A 17,529-nucleotide genomic window follows, 5' to 3' on the forward strand; every position below is an offset into this window, starting at 1 on the left:
GCCGGGTCGCCCTCCCCGGGAGCTACAGATCGTTGCCGGCATAGGACAGGTTGAAACTCTTATTGGCCAGCGGAAAGTCCGCGACGATCGTGTCGGCCATCGCGACCGGCAGGGCCGGCCAGTTGAACCAGGACGGGTCCACCACCTTGCACCGCGTGATCGCCCCGGCGGAGGCGTCGATCTCGACCCGGTGCACCACCGTGCCGCGCCACCCCTCCACGATCCCGACGCCGCTGCCGCCGGTTTCGGGCAGCGACGCCTGATACCGCAGCGGGCCGTCCCGCTGCTCGAGCACGGCACAGAGCAGCGCGACCGACGCCGCGAACTCGTCGCGCCGAACCAGGTAGCGGGCCAGCACGTCACCGTCGGTGCGCATCACCGTGGTGACGGGCAATGCCATCGTCGGATGATCGACGCGCGCGTCGGTGCCGATGCCGCTGGCGCGCGCCACGTATCCCAGGCACCCCATGGCGCGGGCGTCCGCCCCGGCCAGCACCGCGGTCTCGGCGAACCGGTCGTAGATCCCGGAGTTGCGCAGCGTCAATTCGCTGATCTCGGCCACCTCGCGGGCCAGTGCGCGCAATTCCCCGGTATCGGGAGCGCTTGCAGGACAACACCTCCGGGGGTGACGGTGCCGCGCAACAGCCGGTGGCCGGCCACGCGTCCGTTGATGCGCAACAGGCGCTCGCGGATGCGCTGGGCATGGGCGTTGGCCAGCGCGAAACCCACATCGCTGGCCAGTGCGCCCAGATCGCCGGCGTGATTGTAGAGACGCTCGAGTTCGACCAGCACCGCGCGCAGCGCGTGCACGGGTTGCGGGACCTCGATTCCCAGCGCCTCCTCCACCGCAAGGCTGTACGCCAGGGCGTGCGCGACTGCGCTGTCGCCGCTGACACGTCCGGCCAGTTCGACGCCGGCGTCGACGGGCCGGCCCTCGAAGAGCTTTTCGATCCCCCGGTGTACGAACCACAGTCGCGCCTTGAGCCGCAGCACGGATTCACCGATCATGGAGAACCGGAAGTGGCCCGGCTCGATCAGGCCGGCATGTACGGGTCCGACCGGAATCTCGTACACCCCCGGCCCGTCGACGTCCACGAACGGAAACCCGCCTACCGTCGCGAACTCCGGTGGCCGTCCGGCGGCACGCCGCATCGGATGCCAGTCCTGCGGCCAGTGCGCGTGTTTGACCAGCCGTCGCGGCTGCGGATGTCCTTGGGGCACAACCCCGTACAGATCCATCATCTCCCGCTCGAAGCGGCCCGCCGGGATGGACAGGTGTCCCAGCGACGGCACCGACGGGTTGTTCTTACCGGTGGTCAGGGTGAGCTCGACCCGGCGGTCCGGCCGGGCGGCCAGCAACAGGTAGACCACGCGCAGGCAGTCGCCGTCGTCGTGGGCGGCCACCAGGGCCAGCCGAAACCCGTTGTCCAGCAACTCCCCTACGGCTTGCGCCAGTTCACCGGCAGGGACCTCGCGGCGCAGTCTCTGCGGCTGCATCAGCCCACACCGAACTGGCCGGCGGCCGTGGTGAACAGTCCGGTCAGCGGACCCGCGGTCACGCCCAGCGCCAGTGACACCAAGATCCCGGTGACCAGGGCGGCCGAAACCGTGGCGGGCACGGCGATCGGCGGCGCGCCCGGGTCCGGCGCGCCCAATAGGATGCGCTGCGCCTTACCGACCAGCGCCGCGAATGCCACCACCATCAGCAGCAGCGCGACCCCGAGCACCCAGGACAGCCGCGCGTCGGCCAGCGACCGGGCGATGGATACCTCGCTGGCGAACATCGCGAACGGCGGCAATCCCAGCAGGGCGACGAGTCCGACAGCGAACGCCAGACCGATCAGCCGGGACCGCGCCAGCACGGCACGGATGTCGTCGATGGCCGACGAGTCGTGCGCGGCCTGCAACTGCCCACCGGCCAGGAACAGCACCGTCTTGCCGACGCCGTGGGCCAGCACGTGCAACAGCAGGGCGGCGATCGCCAGCTTGGTTCCCGCGGCGGCGGCCACCGCGATCAGCCCCATGTTCTCCATCGACGAATAGGCGAGCATGCGTTTGAGATCGGTTGCGACGGTGAGTAACAATGCGGCGATCAATACCGTGGCCAGCCCGACGGTCAACAGTCCGGCGCGCAGGAATCCCGGGCCCACCGCGGCGTCGACGATCGGCCGCAGCCGGATCAGCACCGAGAACGCCACCGAGAGCAGCACCCCGCTCATCAACGCCGATACCGGCGCCGGCGCCTGGCTGTGCGCGTCGGCCAGCCAGCCGTGGAACGGCACCAGCCCCACCTTGGCTCCGTACCCGATCAGCAGCAGACCGCCGGCCAGGCGGGTCACCGCCGGGTTGAGGTGTGCGCCGAGGGCAGCCAGCACGTCGAGGTTCAGCGCGCTCGACGCGTCGGCGCCACTGTGCAGGGCGGCGAAGTACAGCAGCACCGTGCCGAGGAAAGCCACCGCGATTCCGACCGAGCAGATCACCACGTACTTCCAGGTGGCCTCCAGCGCCGTGGCGGTACGGCGATGCCCCACCAGAAACGCAGTGATCACCGTGGTTGCCTCGATCGCAACCCAGATCACGCCGATGTTGTTGGCCGACACCGCAACTGCCATGGCGGCCAGGAACGCCGGGACCAGGGTTCCGTAGCGTCGCGCGTCGCGGTGGTCGGTATGACCGTGGGCGAGTTCGGCGTCGATGTAGCCGATGCTCGCCCAAGTGGCCAGGGTGCCGACGACACCGATGACGATCAGCATGGTCAGCGACAACGCGTCGGTGCGCAGCACACCGCCGAGCGCGAGGTGCTGTCGGGCACCGGTCAGCACCGCCAGCGTCACAGCGCTGACCAGGATGACCACGGCGGACAGCATGGTCAGCACGGCGGTGACCCGCCGCCATCCGCCCACCAGCGCGATCAGCGCGGCGAGCACGGGCGCCAGTATCGGCGCCAGAATCACGCCCGTCATCTAGTCTCGCAATCTCTGCAGCCGGTCCAGTTCGGCACCGCCGAAGGTGCGCCGCAGCCGGCCGGTCAACACCCCCAGCACGATCAGCGCGAACAGCACATCCAGTGAGGCGCCCAGTTCCACGATCAGTGGCACCCCGGCGGTCAGCAGGAACGCCGTCGCCGTGATTCCGTTGTCCAGCATCAAAAATCCCGCGGCCTGCGAGATGGCGTGCTGGCGGGTGACCATCACGAACAGAGCGATCAACACGACCGCGAATCCGGCCGGTGCGGTTGACACCGCCGCGTCGGGATACAGGTCGACCAGTGGCCGGGTGACGGCCAGCGCGATCACCGTCAGCACCGCCGCCATCAGCAGCGAGGCGGTGGTGTTCACCAACGGTGTCGCCTCACGCTGGTGATATTGCTCGGCGCCCAGTGCACGCGCCAGCAGCACCGGCAGCACCACCCCGCGCAGCGCGATCAGCGCCACCCCGACCGCGAGGAGCTCCCAATGATGCTGCCGCACAGCAAGAATCACCGGGATGGCGCCGAGCGCGACGCCCTGCAGCGCCAGCAGCCGCACGATGGAACGCAGGTCGCGTCGCCAGACGATCAACACCGCGGCCAGCACCAGCCCACCCGGTGCCAGGTCGAGCACCTCGACAAAAGTATCGGTCACGTCATCACCCCTGCGCCGCAAAGAAATTCGCCGAACAGACGGCCAACAGCGCCAACAGGAAGGAACCGGCCAGCAATTCAGGAACCCGGAACAGTCGCAGCTTTGCGATGAACACCTCCGCGCCGGCCAGCACCACCGCGGCGACGGCGACCTTCACGCTGATCGCCACGATGCCGATCCCGACTCCGAGCAGCGTCGGGTCTTCTCCGGCGATCCCCCACGGGATGAACAGATTCGCCAGCAGCGCTAGCAGCACGGTGAGCCGCATGCCGCCGGCCCACTCCACGAGAGCGAGCCTGGGCCCGGCGTATTCGAGCACCATAGCCTCGTGCACCATGGTGAGCTCCAGGTGGGTGGCCGGATTATCCACGGGCAGGCGTCCGGTCTCGGCGATGACGACGATCACCAGCGCGACGAACGCCAGGACGCCCGTCAACGACACCACCGTCCCGGGATTGCCCAGGGTGAAGCCGACGATCGCACCCAGATTGGCTGAATGAGCGGGGACGGATAACGCGAAAATGGCCAACAGGATCGTCGGCTCCACCAGCGCCGCGATAGTGAGTTCGCGGCTGGCGCCCATCCCACCGAAGGCGGTGCCGGTGTCGATTCCGGCCAGCGCCAGGGCGACGGTGCCCAGGAACAGCAACCCGACGACCGCGAACAGATCGGCGACCGGGTCCAGCGGCGAACCCATCGCCACCAGCGGAACGATCGCAGCGATCAGCACGGTGGTGGCCGCCAACACCACTGGCGCGCAGGCGAAGACCCAGGTAGTGCCCTCGGGCGTGATCTGCTGTTTGCGCAACAACTTGCGCAGGTCGCGCCAGGGCTGCAGAACGCCTGCGCCGCAACGACCTTCCGATCGCGCCCGGACCTGGCGCATCAATCCGAGCACCAGCGGCGCTCCGGCCAGCACGGCACCGATCTGTGCTGCACCGGCCGCCACGGACAGCGCGGTCACGGCGGTCAACGCGCCACCACCAGGATGACCAGCACGCCCAGCGCGCCGTAGCCCAGGTAGCGGTGGACACTGCCGTTGTGGGCGCGCCGCACCGCCTCGGCGCACGCCGTGACGGCGGCCAACACCGGCGCGTACAGCCGGTCCTCGATGGCGTCGGAGATTCTGGCGCGGTAGGCGATGCGTTCGACGTGATAGCGGGTCTCTTCCAGGTGGGTCACTTCGATGCCCGTGTCGGGCCGCAGCACATCCTCGAAGACCCGCTGCAGGGGTTGGGCGAAAGCTGTTGCGGTGTATTGCATCCGGGGGCTCAACTGATCGGATCCGCAGGCCCACAACGGTGACTGCCGGGACTCGGGGCGGTGCCGCGATCCCCAGCGGGCCAGGCCCAGCACGATCAGTACCGCCGCGGCCAACGCGGCGGCGAGCAGGGTGGGCGCGATCGAACTGCCGAAGCCGGGCAGTCGCAGCACCACGCCCAGGCCGGTGAGGTCGGCGCGCCGGAAGGGCGGGATGGTGTCCAGCACCGACTGCAGAGTGCCGGTGAGTATGAACGGCACGACGGCGACGGCGGCACAACCGATCGCTGCGACGGCCATGCCGGCCAGCAAGCTGACGGGCGACTCGCATGCCTGCTCGGCGCCCGCCGACCGCGCCCGCGCCAGGAAGCCGGTGCCGAACGCCTTCACCATCGCGGCCACCCCCAGGCCGGCGGTCAGCGCAACCACGCCGATGCCGAGCGGTGTCACCAGGCCCAGGAAGGTGTGTTCGGGACGGGCGTGGATCAGCGATTGCACCAGCAGCCACTCGCTGGCGAATCCCGCACCCAGCGGCAGACCGGACGCACCCAGCGCAGCCAGTGCGAAAAGCATTGTGGTGTAGGGCATCTTGCGGGCCAGGCCACCCAGTCGGTCCAGATCGCGCTGACCGGTCGCCACCAGGACCGACCCGGCGGCCATGAACCCGAGGCTCTTGAACGCGGCGTGCGCCACCAGGTGCAGCAACGCTGCCGTCATCGCGACAACGGCGGCAGCAGCTGCCCCGGACGCCGACAACAAGGTGGCCGCGCCCAATGCCAACACCACCAGACCCATGTTCTCGATCGTCGAATATCCAAGTAGGCGTTTGAGATCGGCGGCCACCGATGCCTGCAGCACCCCGTACAGCGCGGAGACGGCACCGACGGCGAGCAGCGTCGCACCCCACCACCGCGGCCCAGGACCAAGTAGCTGCACGTCGATCCGGATGATCCCGTAGATACCGAGGTTGACCATGGCGGCGCTCATCAATGCCGACACCGGACTCGGCGCCTCCGGGTGCGCGCGGGGCAACCAGGCATGCACCGGCAGCAGGCCGGCCTTGGAACCGAAACCCGCCAGCGTCAACAGAAACACCGCAGTTCGTGCCGCATCCGGCACCCCGGACATGTCGGCGAACCGCTCCGTACCGGCTGCCGCGCCCAACACCATCAGTCCGAGCAGCACCGCGGCGAAACCGAGTTGTGTCAGCACCACGTAATACACTGCGGCGGAGCGGACTTCGGCGCGCTGGTGATCGGTGGCGAGCAGGATCAGCGACGTGAGTGCCATCAGCTCCCAGGTCAGCAAGAAGGTGCTCACCGATCCCGCGGCAGGCACCAGCAGCATCGTCGCGACGAACAGCGGCAGCGTCACCTGTGCGACGCGACCGAGCCGCTCACGTCGCAGGTATCCGATGCTGTAGATGCCGACGCCGACAGCGACCGCGCCCGTCAGGGCCATGAAGTAGCCGCCCAACCGGCCGACGTCGAACTCCACGCCGCACAGCGGCAGCAGCCAGGGCACGCGCACCCGGGTCTGCCCGCCGGACAGCGCGGCCAGCCCCAGCACCACCCCGGTGGCACCGATTCCAGCCGTCGCCACACCACTGAGGGCCGCACCCGTCCCCGAGTGGGACAACGGTCGCGTCACCGCCCCGTCACCGACCGCAGAGCCGCGACCACCTGGTCCGGCGAAGGTGGGCAGCCGGGGATTTCGACGTCGACCGCGACCACCTCACCGACCGCACCGATCACCCCGTAGGCGTCGGCGAACACCCCCCGGTTGATGGCACAGTCGCCGCAGGCGATCACCACCCGCGGTTGCGGCGTGGCTGCCAAGGTATTGCGCAGCGGCTGGACCATGTTGCGCGTCACCACTCCGGTGACCAGGAGCGCGTCGGCGTGCCGCGGCGACGCCACCAACCGGGCGCCGAATCGCTCGGCGTCGTAGACCGGTCCGAACGCCCCGGCGATCTCCACCTCGCAGCCGTTGCAGGAACCGGCGTCGACGTGCCGGATCTGCAGCGATCCAGCCACTCCGGCGGGTGGCGCCGCCGGTGTATCCGGCCGGGGGCCGGCGCTTTCGGCGACCCGGCCCAGCCGAAATATCCTGCCCAGCCAGCTCATTCGCGCAAGTCCTCGAGCATGGCGACCTGGCCGCTGAGCAGCCCGGTCAGCACCCGTCTCGCCACGGCCATCAGCTCGGCGATCAGCGGCGAGGTGATCGAGTAGGTCACGCTGTTGCCCTCTTTGGCAGCGGTGACGACGCCCGCGCGGCGCAACACGGCAAGTTGCTGGGACAGGTTGGAGGCTTCCAGGCCGACCTCGGACAGCAGCTCGGCCACGGTGTGGTCGCGCTCGGAGAGCAGCTCCAGGATCCGGACCCGGGCGGGGTGACCCAGCGTCTTGAAGAACTCTGCCTTCAGCGTGTACAGCGGCTGCGACACCAGACCTCGCTCGGAGTTTAACGATTTAACAATTGAAGAATTTATCATCTGTTAAGCAGGCCGGCACCGCGGGCGGTTATGACTCCGCACACACCTAGTCGGCGGGAATCTCCACGCGACGCAGCACGCCGTCGACGGCGTCGGCCGCTTCGATCTCCCCGCGGGTGACACCCAGCAGAAACAGCACGGTGTCCAGGTAGGGATGGCTCAACGACGCGTCGGCGACTTCGCGGAGCGCCGGCTTGGCGTTGAACGCGATCCCCATTCCCGCCGCCGCCAACATGTCGATGTCGTTCGCGCCGTCGCCTACGGCGACGGTCTGCTCCATCGGCACGCCGTATTGCTGGGCGAATTCACGCAGTGCTTCGGCTTTGCCCGGCCGGTCCACGATCGTCCCCACCACTCGGCCGGTGAGCCTGCCGTCGACGATCTCCAGCTCGTTGGCTGCGACGTAGTCCAGTTTCAGTTCGGCGGCCAGCGGTTCGATGATGCGCCGGAAGCCACCCGAGACCACACCGCAGCGAAAACCCAGCCGCTGCAACGTGCGGATGGTCGTGCGTGCACCGGGCATCAGCTCCAACTGGCCGGCGACTTCCTCGATCACCGAGGCCGGCAGGCCCGCCAGGGTGGCTACCCGCTGCTCCAACGACTCGGCGAAGTCCAGTTCGCCGCGCATCGCCGCCTCGGTGATCGCCGCGACCTTGCCCAGCGCACCCGCTCGGGCCGCCAGCATCTCGATCACCTCGCCCTGGACCAGGGTGGAGTCGACGTCGAAGACGATGAGCCGCTTGGTGCGCCACGCCAGGCCGTAGTCCTCCACGGCCACGTCCACCCGCTCGTCGGCAGCCACCTCGGTCAGGGCCGTCTGCAGCGGGGCGAAGGCGCCGGGCGGCACCGATACCCGCAATTCCAGGCCGGTCACCGGATAGTCGGAGACGCCCCGAATGAAGTCGATGTTGACGCCCAGGGTGGCCGCCTCCCGGGCCACCGCACCGAAAGCTCCGGCGGTGATGGGGCGGCCCAGCACGAAGATGGTGTGGGTGGAGGGTTTGCTGATGATCGGTACGTCGTTGCTGCGTTCGACCGTGACGTCCAGTCCGACCCCGTGGATGGCGGCCTCGACGTCCTCGCGCAGTGCGGCGCCGTCGGCGACATCCTGCGCGCACGAGACCAGCACACCCAGCGTCAGCCGCCGCCGGATCACCACCTGTTCGACGTTGAGCAGTTCGACGCCGTGCTTGGACAGCACCTCGAAAAGAGCGGACGTCACACCGGGCTGGTCGACGCCGGTGACGGTGATCAGCACCGACACCTTGGGTGTGGAGATCACCCGGGACTGCCGCCGTTACTGCTCAGGGGTCGCACGGTCCGGTTCAGTCCGCGGACCGAATCCCTTGGGCGACTCACCGGCAGTCGCGTGACGCCCGATGTGGGCCTCCTTGCGCATCCGCTCCACCATGTGTGGGTAGTGCAACTCGAACGCCGGACGCTCCGAACGGATGCGGGGCAGTTCGGTGAAGTTGTGCCGCGGCGGTGGGCAACTGGTCGCCCACTCCAGCGAGTTGCCGTAGCCCCACGGATCGTCGACGGTGACCACCTCGCCGTAACGCCAGCTCTTGAAGACGTTCCAGACGAACGGGAACATCGACGCCCCGAGGATGAATGCCCCGATGGTCGAGACGACGTTGTACGGCTGGAACCCGTCCGTGGCCAGGTAGTCGGCATAGCGACGCGGCATGCCCATGTCGCCGACCCAGTGCTGTACCAGGAACGTGGTGTGGAAGCCGATGAACGTCAGCCAGAAGTGCACCTTGCCCAGCCGCTCGTCCAGCAGCCGCCCAGTCATCTTCGGGAACCAGAAGTAGATGCCCGCGTAGGTGGCGAACACGATGGTGCCGAACAGCACGTAGTGGAAGTGGGCGACGACGAAGTAGCTGTCGGTCACGTGGAAGTCCAGCGGCGGGCTGGCCAGCAGTACCCCGCTGAGCCCGCCCAGCAGGAACGTCACCATGAAGCCGACCGAGAACAGCATCGGCGTCTCGAAGGTCAACTGACCCTTCCACATCGTGCCGATCCAGTTGAAGAACTTGATCCCGGTGGGGACGGCGATCAGGAACGTCATGAAGGAGAAGAACGGCAGCAGCACCGCGCCGGTGGCGAACATGTGGTGCGCCCACACCGCAACCGACAGCGCCGCGATGGACAGGGTCGCGTAGACCAGCGTGGTGTAACCGAAGATCGGCTTACGGGAGAACACCGGGAAGACTTCGGACACGATGCCGAAGAACGGCAGCGCGATGATGTACACCTCGGGGTGGCCGAAGAACCAGAACAGGTGCTGCCACAACAGCACGCCGCCGTTGGCCGGGTCGTAGATGTGGGCACCGAGGTGCCGGTCGGCGGCCAAGCCGAACAACGCGGCGGTCAGCAGCGGGAAGGCGATCAGCACCAGGATCGACGTAACCAGGATGTTCCACGTGAAGATCGGCATCCGGAACATCGTCATACCCGGTGCGCGCATGCAGACCACGGTGGTGATCATGTTGACCGCGCCGAGGATGGTGCCCAGACCGGCGACGGCCAAGCCCATGATCCACAGGTCGCCGCCCACGCCGGGCGAGTGGATGGCGTCGGTCAGCGGGGTGTAGGCGGTCCAGCCGAAGTCGGCGGCGCCGCCGGGAGTGATGAAGCCCGCCGTCGCGATCAGCGCGCCGAACAGGAACAACCAGAACGAGAAGGCGTTCAGCCGGGGGAACGCCACGTCGGGGGCACCGATCTGCAGCGGCAGCACCAGGTTGGCGAAGCCGAACACGATCGGGGTGGCATAGAACAGCAGCATGATCGTGCCGTGCATGGTGAACAGCTGGTTGAACTGCTCATTCGACAGGAACTGCAGGCCCGGCGCGGCCAACTCCGTGCGCATCAGCAGCGCCAGCAGCCCGCCGATCAGGAAGAACGCGAAGCACGTGACGCAGTACATGATGCCGATCAGCTTGTGATCGGTGGTGGTGATCAATTTGTAGACGAGGTTCCCCTTGGGACCCATCCGGGCCGGGTAGGGACGGACGGCCTCGAGTTCTGCCCGCGGGGGCGCTTCGGCTGTCAACAGCTCCTCCAAACATCCATCCGGACAGGGGCCCACAATCCGTACCGGGCCGCGATCCCCGGTACTTACGTGAATCTTAGCCCGCGATCAGGTTGGCGGAAGGTCTGGTCCTACAAACTGTCGTAATTGGTCCGCCGGCGCTCGGTCCACCACCCGGCTCGGCTGCTCTGAGCAGGCCGGATGTTAACGTCGAACATATGCAACCCGGCGGCTCGCGACCCTGCCTGGCCGTCGTGATCCTGGCCGCTGTCGTGCTGACCTGCGGCGGCTGCGGCGCTGATGATCCCTCTGCCGCGACCTCGCGATCCCTGGTCAACCCCACCACCCAGATCGCCGGCGCCGGTGTGCTCGGCAACGACCGCAAGCCCGACGAGTCGTGCGCGCGGGACGCGGCCGCACCCGATCCCGGACCCCCGATCCGCGCGGCGCGCAACGCCGCGGGCAGCACCCCGGATGAGGCCAAAGTGCCGGCGGACCCGCAGCGCATCGTGGTGCTCTCCGGTGATCAGCTCGACGCGTTGTGCGCGCTGGGCCTGCAATCACGGGTGGTCGGCGCCGCGTTGCCCGACGGGGTTCCGAACCAACCCGCCTACCTGGGCAAAGTGCTGCACGACGTGCCGGGGGTCGGACCCCGCAGTGCGCCCGACTTGAAGGCGATCGCCGCAGCGCACCCGGACCTGATCCTGGGCTCCGTCGCGCTGACGCCGGCGTTGTATCCGCAGTTGGCGGCGATCGCCCCGACGGTGTTCACCCGCGCACCCGGGGCGGCCTGGCTGGACAACCTGCGCGGGGTCGGCGCCGCGACTGCCCGCAGCGGCGCGGTGAACGCCTTGGTCGACGGTTTCACCCAGCGCGCCACCGACGTCGGCGTCAAGCACGACTCGGCCCACTATCAGGTGTCGGTGGTCCAACTGACCGCCACTACGCTGCGGGTCTACGGCGCCAGCAACTTCCCGGCCAGCGTGCTCGCCGCGGTCAAGGTGGACCGGCCCGGACCGCAGCGATTCACCGACAAGCCCTACCTGGAGTTCGGCGCCACCGACGCCGACCTGGCCAAAGATCCGGACCTGTCGGCCGCCGACGGTGACATCATCTATGTGTCGTTCGCGTCGCAGGAGGCCACCGACCGCGCCGCCAGCGTGCTGGACAGCGGTCCGTGGCGCAAGCTGGGCGCCAACCGCGACAACCGGGTCTTCGTCGTCAACGACGAGGTCTGGCAGACGGGCCAGGGCCTGATCGCCGCTCGGGGCATCGTGAGTGATCTGCGCTGGGTCAACGCCCCGATCAACTAATCGTCTCTGCGTTGACGCTGCGCCCACGGCGCAGAAATGCGAGAAGCGTGTGACCTCACCGCAGAGCCGATGCGGGCCGATCGCGGTCTTCGCCCACCCAGCCCAGTTGGCCAAAAACCCTTACCTTAGCTAAGCTTTTCGGGAGAGACTCAGATCTGAAGAGGGATACCGCACATGAGCACTGTTTCCGCCTACGCCGCCACGTCGGCCACAGAACCACTGACCAAGACCACCATCGAGCGCCGTGACCCGGGCCCGCATGACGTCGCGATCGACATCAAGTTCGCCGGCATCTGCCACTCCGACATCCACACCGTCAAGGCCGAATGGGGCGAACCCAACTACCCGGTGGTTCCCGGACACGAGATCGCCGGCGTGGTGACCGCCGTCGGCGACGAGGTGACCAAGCACAAGGTGGGCGACCATGTCGGCGTCGGCTGCATGGTCAACTCCTGCGGGCAGTGCAGCAGCTGTCAGGCCGGGCTCGAGCAGTACTGCAAGAAGGGCGCGACCTTCACCTACAACTCCATCGATAAGGACGGCACACCCACGCAGGGCGGTTACAGCCAGGCGGTGGTGGTCGACGAGAACTTCGTGGTCCGCATTCCCGACTCGCTCCCCCTGGACGCCGCGGCGCCGCTGCTGTGCGCGGGTGTCACGTTGTTCTCGCCGCTGCGGCACTGGAAGGCCGGCAAGGACACGCGTCTTGCCATCATCGGCCTGGGCGGCCTGGGCCACATGGGCGTCAAGCTGGGTGCGGCGATGGGCGCCGAGGTGACCGTGCTGTCGCAGTCACTGAAGAAGATGGAAGACGGATTGCGGCTGGGTGCGAGCAACTACCACGCCACCTCCGATCCGGCGACCTTCAAGAAGTTGCGCAGCAGCTTCGACCTGATCCTGAACACTGTCTCGGCGAACCTCAACCTGGGCCAGTACCTGAACCTGCTCGACGTGGACGGCACCATGGTGGAACTCGGCATCCCCGAGCACCCCATGGAGGTGCCGGCGTTCGGGCTGGCGTTGGCGCGGCGCAGCCTGTCCGGGTCCAACATCGGCGGTATCGCCGAGACCCAGGAGATGCTCGATTTCTGCGCCGAACACAACGTCACGCCCGAAATCGAGGTCATCGCACCGGATTACGTCAACGAAGCCTACGAGCGAGTGCTGGCCAGCGACGTGCGCTACCGCTTCGTGATCGACATCTCACGCATGTGAGGCAGCCGCCTCGGCGGCTTCCCCGTATTCGTCACTGGCATCGACCTCGCTGACGTCGACGCCGGCCAGCGGCCAACCGGCCGCAGCCAACCGGGCGGCCACTCGGGCGATGTTCTCAGGGCCGGCGTCGCGGTGGGTGGTCTCGGTGATGGATTCGGCGATCTCGGTGCGGTCGATCACGCCGTCGGCCAGGTACGGCGATCCGTCTGCGGTGATGTGGGCAACCACCTCGTTGAGTTGCTCCTCGGTCAGCGGGGTGCTGCGCAGCAGTGCGAACAGCGCGACGCGATCCGTCGCGGGAACCCCTTCGGGATAGCTGAGCTGCAACCACCGCAGCACAGCATTGAGGAAGCTGACCGGAGAGAACGTGGGTTTCGCCAGATTGTTCACGCCCACAGTCTCACGACGGCCCGCCGCCGGCGCCACCGGCGAGGGCACGCCCCGGCGACATTTCACGCGGCGTTCACGACCTGCACACCTGCGTTTCGCAGTCGCGGGCGCCCAGGAGTGCGGGCCGGAGCAAGATAGCGGACGTGAGTTGGACACGACGCGAAGGAAGGGCGCCGGCCGGCGCATCGCTGGCCGGTGAAGCGCTGCACGCGGCACTGGAAGACGCTGTGCGCGCACAGCATCCCCAGCTGACCGACGTCCGGTTGGAGCGAGCAACCGCGGCCGACGAGGATCCCACCTCGGGCAGCCGGTGGTACGTGGTCACCTACCTGGCCGACGACGGCCTGGGCAGCAGCACCCGCGGGGAATGAACCGGGCAGACACCGGGTTCGAGGAAATATGACGGCGACACCTGACACCGAGACCTTCGCGGCGGCCTGGCAGCGCTGGCACGACGAGCGGGAACGCTACTTCGCCGACCCGCTGGGCTGGGTGAGCCTCACCGGGTTGTATTGGCTCACCGGGGAATTCCAGGATGTCGCGGATCTCCCGGGTCGCTGGCGGGCCGACGCGGACGCGGTGTACGTGCAGGGCATCGACGGCGCCGATCGGCTCGAGCCTGTCGAGGGCGCACCGGGATTGCTCGTCGACGCCGGGGATCGGCGCATCGAAGTCATTCGCCGGACCGGTTCGGCCGCGTTGCGGGTGCACGACCCGAAGTCGCCGCACCTGCAGGCCTACACCGGCATCCCCACCTATGCGCCGGACGAAAGATGGTCAGTGTCAGGCACATTCACCCCGTACGAGCAACCTCGCACCGTGACGACCGGCGCCGTCGTCGAAGGACTCGAACACCGTCTCAATGCGGTGGGCGTCATCGACTTCGAACTCGGCGGCGTCGCTCAGCAACTCGTCGCGTTCGGCGCGGCCTCAGGAGCGCTGCAGGTGCTGTTCACCGATGCCACCAGCGGCGTGACCACATACCCGGGCGCCCGGTCGCTGTCGATCGCCGAACCGGCACCCGACGGCAAGGTGACACTCGACTTCAACCGGGCGGCGAACCTGCCCTGCTCCTTCACCGACTATGCGACGTGCCCGGTGGCACCGCCGCAGAACAGGCTCTCGGTGGCAGTCGAGGCGGGCGAGCAGAACCCGCGCTGAGCTACCTCAGAAGTCCCAGTCCTCGTCTTCGGTGACCACGGCCTTGCCGATCACGTAGCTCGACCCCGAGCCGGAGAAGAAGTCGTGGTTCTCGTCAGACACCTGGCCAGAGCGGCGCAACGGACTCTCACCTGCAAAAATACCCACCTCCTGACACCTGCCGATACCTGTAACTATCGGCAAAGTGTGGGCAAAATGTGGGCACGGATCGTCGGCCAGGAAGATCCACTCCGTCTTCCATGGGACAGTCACCGGATCCGAAGCTCAGTAAATATCTCCCTGGATACAGCAGACTCCAAAGCTACGGTTCTGAGACGAGATTTCCGTCTTGGCCAGATCCGGTCGAGGGGCGTTGGACGACTCTCGGGGTTGCCGAGCTGAGTGATCAGTAGGTGTGCGCCCGTTTGCCTGGCGCACCTGACGCAACGTCGACTCGACACGGCGCACCGCCAGCGCACGGGCCTCCTCGATCACCCTGGCCTCGGCTTGGCGGCGCGCCGAATACGTCATCCCTGCTCGTCCAATGGCCCGCAGATCTTCGTTGGCCGAGTGGGCGATCCGGTGCAGGTCGGCTTTGAGATAGCTTGCGAGGGATTCGGTTTCGATACTGCGGTGCGATAACGCGACAGGCCACAGGCCTCCGATCACCCAGGGCGCGCAATCGGGCGGAGCGTTGAACGGGGGTACCGTCAGGCTCTCCTGGGTGGCCCGGCGGAGGCGCTGGCGCGCCGTTACCCGACTGAGGATCCCCACTTGCCAAGCGTAACGGCATCTGCCCGCAGCGCCCGACTCAACATTCTCGCCGTAATGTGCCCCGCTCCTCGGTAAGCTTCACCGGCTAAGGGGAAGTGTTCGTGAGGGGACCGGTGTGACAGATCAGGTGCTGCAAGCGGATTTGGATGCTTTGGGTCGATTGCACCCAGAACTGACGGTATTGGCCGCGCAAGTGGCCCAGGGAGTACCGCATGAGATCCCTACCGGGGGGACAGTGGATGCCGGGGCGGTGCCGTCGCTGGCAGCCGCCCAGGAGATGTCAACCCGCACCCTGCCGGTCGTCCAAGTGATGGTGGCGGCTCGGGTCAGCAAGCTCGCCGACATGATCGAACTGGCCCGCCAAGGCTTCATCACTAGCGACGAACAGCTCCTGACGGCGGTCAACACGCTTCCCACTCTGCAGCGCCCCTCACCCCGTCCCTAAGCAGCTCTGTTCGTCAATGCCGACCAAGTCGCAGATCCTGCACACCGATCCACACCGGGTTCTCGATTTGATCGACGGCTGGAAGTCCACCGCTGCCGCCCTGGAACAGCACGCCGAAGACTACCTCCGCCGTGTTCAGCGCCCCGGAGGTTCATCCTGGGAGGGACGGACTGCCGAAGCGGCCCAGGCCCGCGCCAGCCAGGACCTTCAAGCGGTGGTCGGTGTCCGCGAAGCCGTAGACGCCGCAGCCCAGCGGATCAGCAACACGGTCAGCTCCAAGCTGATGCCGCCCCTGACCAATGCCAAGCACATCATCGAGAACGCTGAGTCCCACGCGGGCGTGCACGTCAACGAAGACTTATCGATCAGCTACACCCCACCGGAAGGCACCAGCAAGGATTCCGCCGACGCCAACGCCAAGACCGTCGCCGCCGCCGAGGCCGAACTCAAGGCCGAAGCCACTAAATGGTGGGCCGCCGAGAACGAGGTCGCCACCCAGATCCGGGACGCAGAATCCAGCATCGGCAACAACCTCAACTTCGGGGCCGCCCTGTTCGATCCCCACCGGGCGATGCCGCCGACTCGTCCTCCTGGACCACCGCCCGGCGCGCAACAGGCTGTCTATCCGCCGATCCCGACCGAGCCGCAAACAGGTGAACCCACCGGGCTCGCAGACCTGCTCGGGGCCGGAGGTGCAGAACCGGGAAACGGTCCACCAGGGTTGCGCGACATGTTAATGCCGTCTCCAGCGCCCGGACCCAATGGCAAAGAAGATAGTCGGCATCCGCCAGGCAGCCTCCGCGAAGCGTATAGCCAGCTGTTGCAACCCGGTGCGGCACGCCCTACCCTGCCGCAGCCATCACCGCAGGAACTTGAGGCCGCCAAGAGCATCATCCGCGAGGCACTCCGCCAAGAGGGCGTGCCACCAGAGCAAATCGAACAGCGACTCAACGCGGTTGTTGCCCAAGCGCAGGCCTGGGGGTACGGCCACCACAACCTCACTCCTCAACCGCAATCACGCGGGCCAGCGCCACCAGGCCCTGGCTTCGCCGAAGCATTCGGAGACCGCTGGCGTGCCAACGAAAGGATGATCCACAACCTGCTCGGGGTGGGCGGGCCCGGAGACCCGGGCGTCCTCCAGTCCTGGGCCGGGCTTGCGAAAGGTCTAGCTCAACAATTCAGCGATCCCCTCGGTATGCCCGCGGCAGCAATCAGAAACGAGGTCACCGGGTTCCTCGACTCACCGAGTCCTGCCTATTACGCAGGAGGCCACGCAGCCGACGCGGCAATGACCGCACCGACCCTTCTCTTCGGTGGCGAAGGAGCAATGGTGCGGGCCGGACTTCCCGCCGAAATCGTCACCGAAGGCGGGGCACCTCTAGCTGTCCTGCGCGGCTGGGATCCTGTAGGCGGACTGTCATGGCACGACTTTGAGACTCAGTTCGGCATTCCGGGAGCACGTCCCTGGCCGCCGAATGATGGGTTCCCCCCTGGCTACGTCCCGCAACCCGCCCATTTACCCGAAGGAACGATTATTGACCGCTTCGGCTCCCCATTTGGTCAGTACCTTGCACCCGATGGCACTCCTTTCGCAGATCGTGCGCTGATGCCAGAATCGGTGGGAGGCAACTACAACCGCTACATGGTGACCTCTGAGCCTTTGCCTCCGGGATGGAGAATTGTGGAAGGGCCGGTAGCACCGTGGTTCGGCCAGACGCCGTCGCCGAGCGCCCGGCAATACATGATCTTGGCTCCTGACGGGGTAAGACCGACTGTTGATGAATTAGTGAGGTTAGGCATTCTGGACAACTACGGACCGCCCCTTGGACGCTAAATCA

16 protein-coding genes and 2 pseudogenes are annotated in these 17,529 nt (G+C 67.2%); 6 read left to right on the forward strand and 12 right to left on the reverse strand.

Going from position 1 to position 17,529, the window contains the following annotated elements:
* Nucleotides 1-22 precede the first annotated feature (22 nt).
* The 9 genes and pseudogenes from AC5Y3Z_RS01200 to ctaD form a co-directional block, all read right to left on the reverse strand.
* A pseudogene (locus tag AC5Y3Z_RS01200) lies at nt 23-1,500 on the reverse strand (hydrogenase large subunit).
* Complete coding sequence (locus AC5Y3Z_RS01205) at nt 1,497-2,963, reverse strand: proton-conducting transporter transmembrane domain-containing protein (protein WP_473138987.1); 1,467 nt, start codon at nt 2,961-2,963, stop codon at nt 1,497-1,499. Before AC5Y3Z_RS01205 ends, AC5Y3Z_RS01200 begins: the two are co-directional and overlap by 4 nt.
* Entirely contained in the window at nt 2,964-3,623 is a 660-nt protein-coding gene (locus tag AC5Y3Z_RS01210) for a hypothetical protein (RefSeq protein WP_463827148.1), read from the reverse strand.
* Nucleotides 3,624-3,627: 4 nt separating this feature from the next.
* Nucleotides 3,628-4,578 (reverse strand): respiratory chain complex I subunit 1 family protein, encoded by a 951-nt coding sequence (locus AC5Y3Z_RS01215; protein WP_473139258.1) that lies wholly within the window; start codon nt 4,576-4,578, stop codon nt 3,628-3,630.
* A 14-nt stretch (nt 4,579-4,592) separates the two neighbouring features.
* Nucleotides 4,593-6,533: a proton-conducting transporter transmembrane domain-containing protein gene (locus AC5Y3Z_RS01220; protein WP_473138988.1), complete on the reverse strand. Its 1,941-nt coding sequence runs from the start codon at nt 6,531-6,533 to the stop codon at nt 4,593-4,595.
* Nucleotides 6,530-7,009, reverse strand: a complete 480-nt coding sequence (locus AC5Y3Z_RS01225; RefSeq protein ID WP_473138989.1) for an NADH-quinone oxidoreductase subunit B family protein — start codon at nt 7,007-7,009, stop codon at nt 6,530-6,532. Before AC5Y3Z_RS01225 ends, AC5Y3Z_RS01220 begins: the two co-directional genes overlap by 4 nt.
* Nucleotides 7,006-7,329 (reverse strand): ArsR/SmtB family transcription factor, encoded by a 324-nt coding sequence (locus AC5Y3Z_RS01230; RefSeq protein ID WP_463827151.1) that lies wholly within the window; start codon nt 7,327-7,329, stop codon nt 7,006-7,008. Before AC5Y3Z_RS01230 ends, AC5Y3Z_RS01225 begins: the two co-directional genes overlap by 4 nt.
* A 94-nt stretch (nt 7,330-7,423) precedes the next feature.
* On the reverse strand, nt 7,424-8,659 hold the full coding sequence (serB, locus tag AC5Y3Z_RS01235; RefSeq protein ID WP_463827152.1) for a phosphoserine phosphatase SerB: 1,236 nt from the start codon (nt 8,657-8,659) through the stop codon (nt 7,424-7,426).
* A gap of 15 nt (nt 8,660-8,674) precedes the next feature.
* A complete protein-coding gene (ctaD, locus tag AC5Y3Z_RS01240) occupies nt 8,675-10,435 on the reverse strand; it encodes an aa3-type cytochrome oxidase subunit I (protein WP_463827153.1) in 1,761 nt (586 codons plus the stop codon).
* A 197-nt stretch (nt 10,436-10,632) separates the two neighbouring features.
* Between ctaD and AC5Y3Z_RS01245 the strand changes: the two genes are divergently transcribed.
* Both AC5Y3Z_RS01245 and AC5Y3Z_RS01250 read left to right on the forward strand, forming a co-directional pair.
* On the forward strand, nt 10,633-11,727 hold the full coding sequence (locus AC5Y3Z_RS01245) for an iron-siderophore ABC transporter substrate-binding protein (protein WP_473138990.1): 1,095 nt from the start codon (nt 10,633-10,635) through the stop codon (nt 11,725-11,727).
* 174 nt (nt 11,728-11,901) lie between these two features.
* A complete protein-coding gene (locus tag AC5Y3Z_RS01250) occupies nt 11,902-12,942 on the forward strand; it encodes an NAD(P)-dependent alcohol dehydrogenase (protein ID WP_463827155.1) in 1,041 nt (346 codons plus the stop codon).
* Here AC5Y3Z_RS01250 and AC5Y3Z_RS01255 read toward each other — a convergent pair.
* Nucleotides 12,931-13,323: a DUF3349 domain-containing protein gene (locus AC5Y3Z_RS01255; protein ID WP_463827195.1), complete on the reverse strand. Its 393-nt coding sequence runs from the start codon at nt 13,321-13,323 to the stop codon at nt 12,931-12,933. The two genes, AC5Y3Z_RS01250 and AC5Y3Z_RS01255, sit on opposite strands and share 12 nt — an antisense overlap.
* 152 nt (nt 13,324-13,475) lie before the next feature.
* Here AC5Y3Z_RS01255 and AC5Y3Z_RS01260 point away from each other — a divergent pair, with 152 nt between their 5' ends.
* Both AC5Y3Z_RS01260 and AC5Y3Z_RS01265 read left to right on the forward strand, forming a co-directional pair.
* Entirely contained in the window at nt 13,476-13,703 is a 228-nt protein-coding gene (locus tag AC5Y3Z_RS01260; RefSeq protein WP_463827156.1) for a hypothetical protein, read from the forward strand.
* 28 nt (nt 13,704-13,731) lie between these two features.
* On the forward strand, nt 13,732-14,493 hold the full coding sequence (locus AC5Y3Z_RS01265; RefSeq protein WP_473138991.1) for a DUF1684 domain-containing protein: 762 nt from the start codon (nt 13,732-13,734) through the stop codon (nt 14,491-14,493).
* Between the two features lie 6 nt (nt 14,494-14,499).
* Here AC5Y3Z_RS01265 and AC5Y3Z_RS01270 read toward each other — a convergent pair.
* Nucleotides 14,500-14,592, reverse strand: a pseudogene (locus AC5Y3Z_RS01270) (hypothetical protein); the annotation flags it as partial.
* A 165-nt stretch (nt 14,593-14,757) separates the two neighbouring features.
* On the reverse strand, nt 14,758-15,246 hold the full coding sequence (locus AC5Y3Z_RS01275) for a hypothetical protein (protein ID WP_473138992.1): 489 nt from the start codon (nt 15,244-15,246) through the stop codon (nt 14,758-14,760).
* Nucleotides 15,247-15,361: 115 nt separating this feature from the next.
* Here AC5Y3Z_RS01275 and AC5Y3Z_RS01280 point away from each other — a divergent pair, with 115 nt between their 5' ends.
* Entirely contained in the window at nt 15,362-15,691 is a 330-nt protein-coding gene (locus AC5Y3Z_RS01280) for a hypothetical protein (RefSeq protein ID WP_473138993.1), read from the forward strand.
* A 16-nt stretch (nt 15,692-15,707) separates the two neighbouring features.
* Nucleotides 15,708-17,525 carry a glycohydrolase toxin TNT-related protein gene (locus AC5Y3Z_RS01285; RefSeq protein ID WP_473138994.1) on the forward strand — a complete coding sequence of 606 codons (1,818 nt, stop codon included), beginning with the start codon at nt 15,708-15,710 and terminating at the stop codon, nt 17,523-17,525.
* Nucleotides 17,526-17,529 lie beyond the last annotated feature (4 nt).

This window comes from Mycobacterium sp. NGS61 (assembly GCF_059812325.1).

What these genes read in the sequence shown, in the direction of transcription:
- AC5Y3Z_RS01205 (WP_473138987.1), bottom strand. Translation starts at nt 2,963, where the DNA reads ATGACGGGCGTGATTCTGGCGCCGATACTGGCGCCCGTGCTCGCCGCG.
- AC5Y3Z_RS01225 (WP_473138989.1), bottom strand. Translation starts at nt 7,009, where the DNA reads ATGAGCTGGCTGGGCAGGATATTTCGGCTGGGCCGGGTCGCCGAAAGC.
- AC5Y3Z_RS01245 (WP_473138990.1), top strand. Translation starts at nt 10,633, where the DNA reads ATGCAACCCGGCGGCTCGCGACCCTGCCTGGCCGTCGTGATCCTGGCC.
- AC5Y3Z_RS01250 (WP_463827155.1), top strand. Translation starts at nt 11,902, where the DNA reads ATGAGCACTGTTTCCGCCTACGCCGCCACGTCGGCCACAGAACCACTG.
- AC5Y3Z_RS01265 (WP_473138991.1), top strand. Translation starts at nt 13,732, where the DNA reads ATGACGGCGACACCTGACACCGAGACCTTCGCGGCGGCCTGGCAGCGC.
- AC5Y3Z_RS01285 (WP_473138994.1), top strand. Translation starts at nt 15,708, where the DNA reads ATGCCGACCAAGTCGCAGATCCTGCACACCGATCCACACCGGGTTCTC.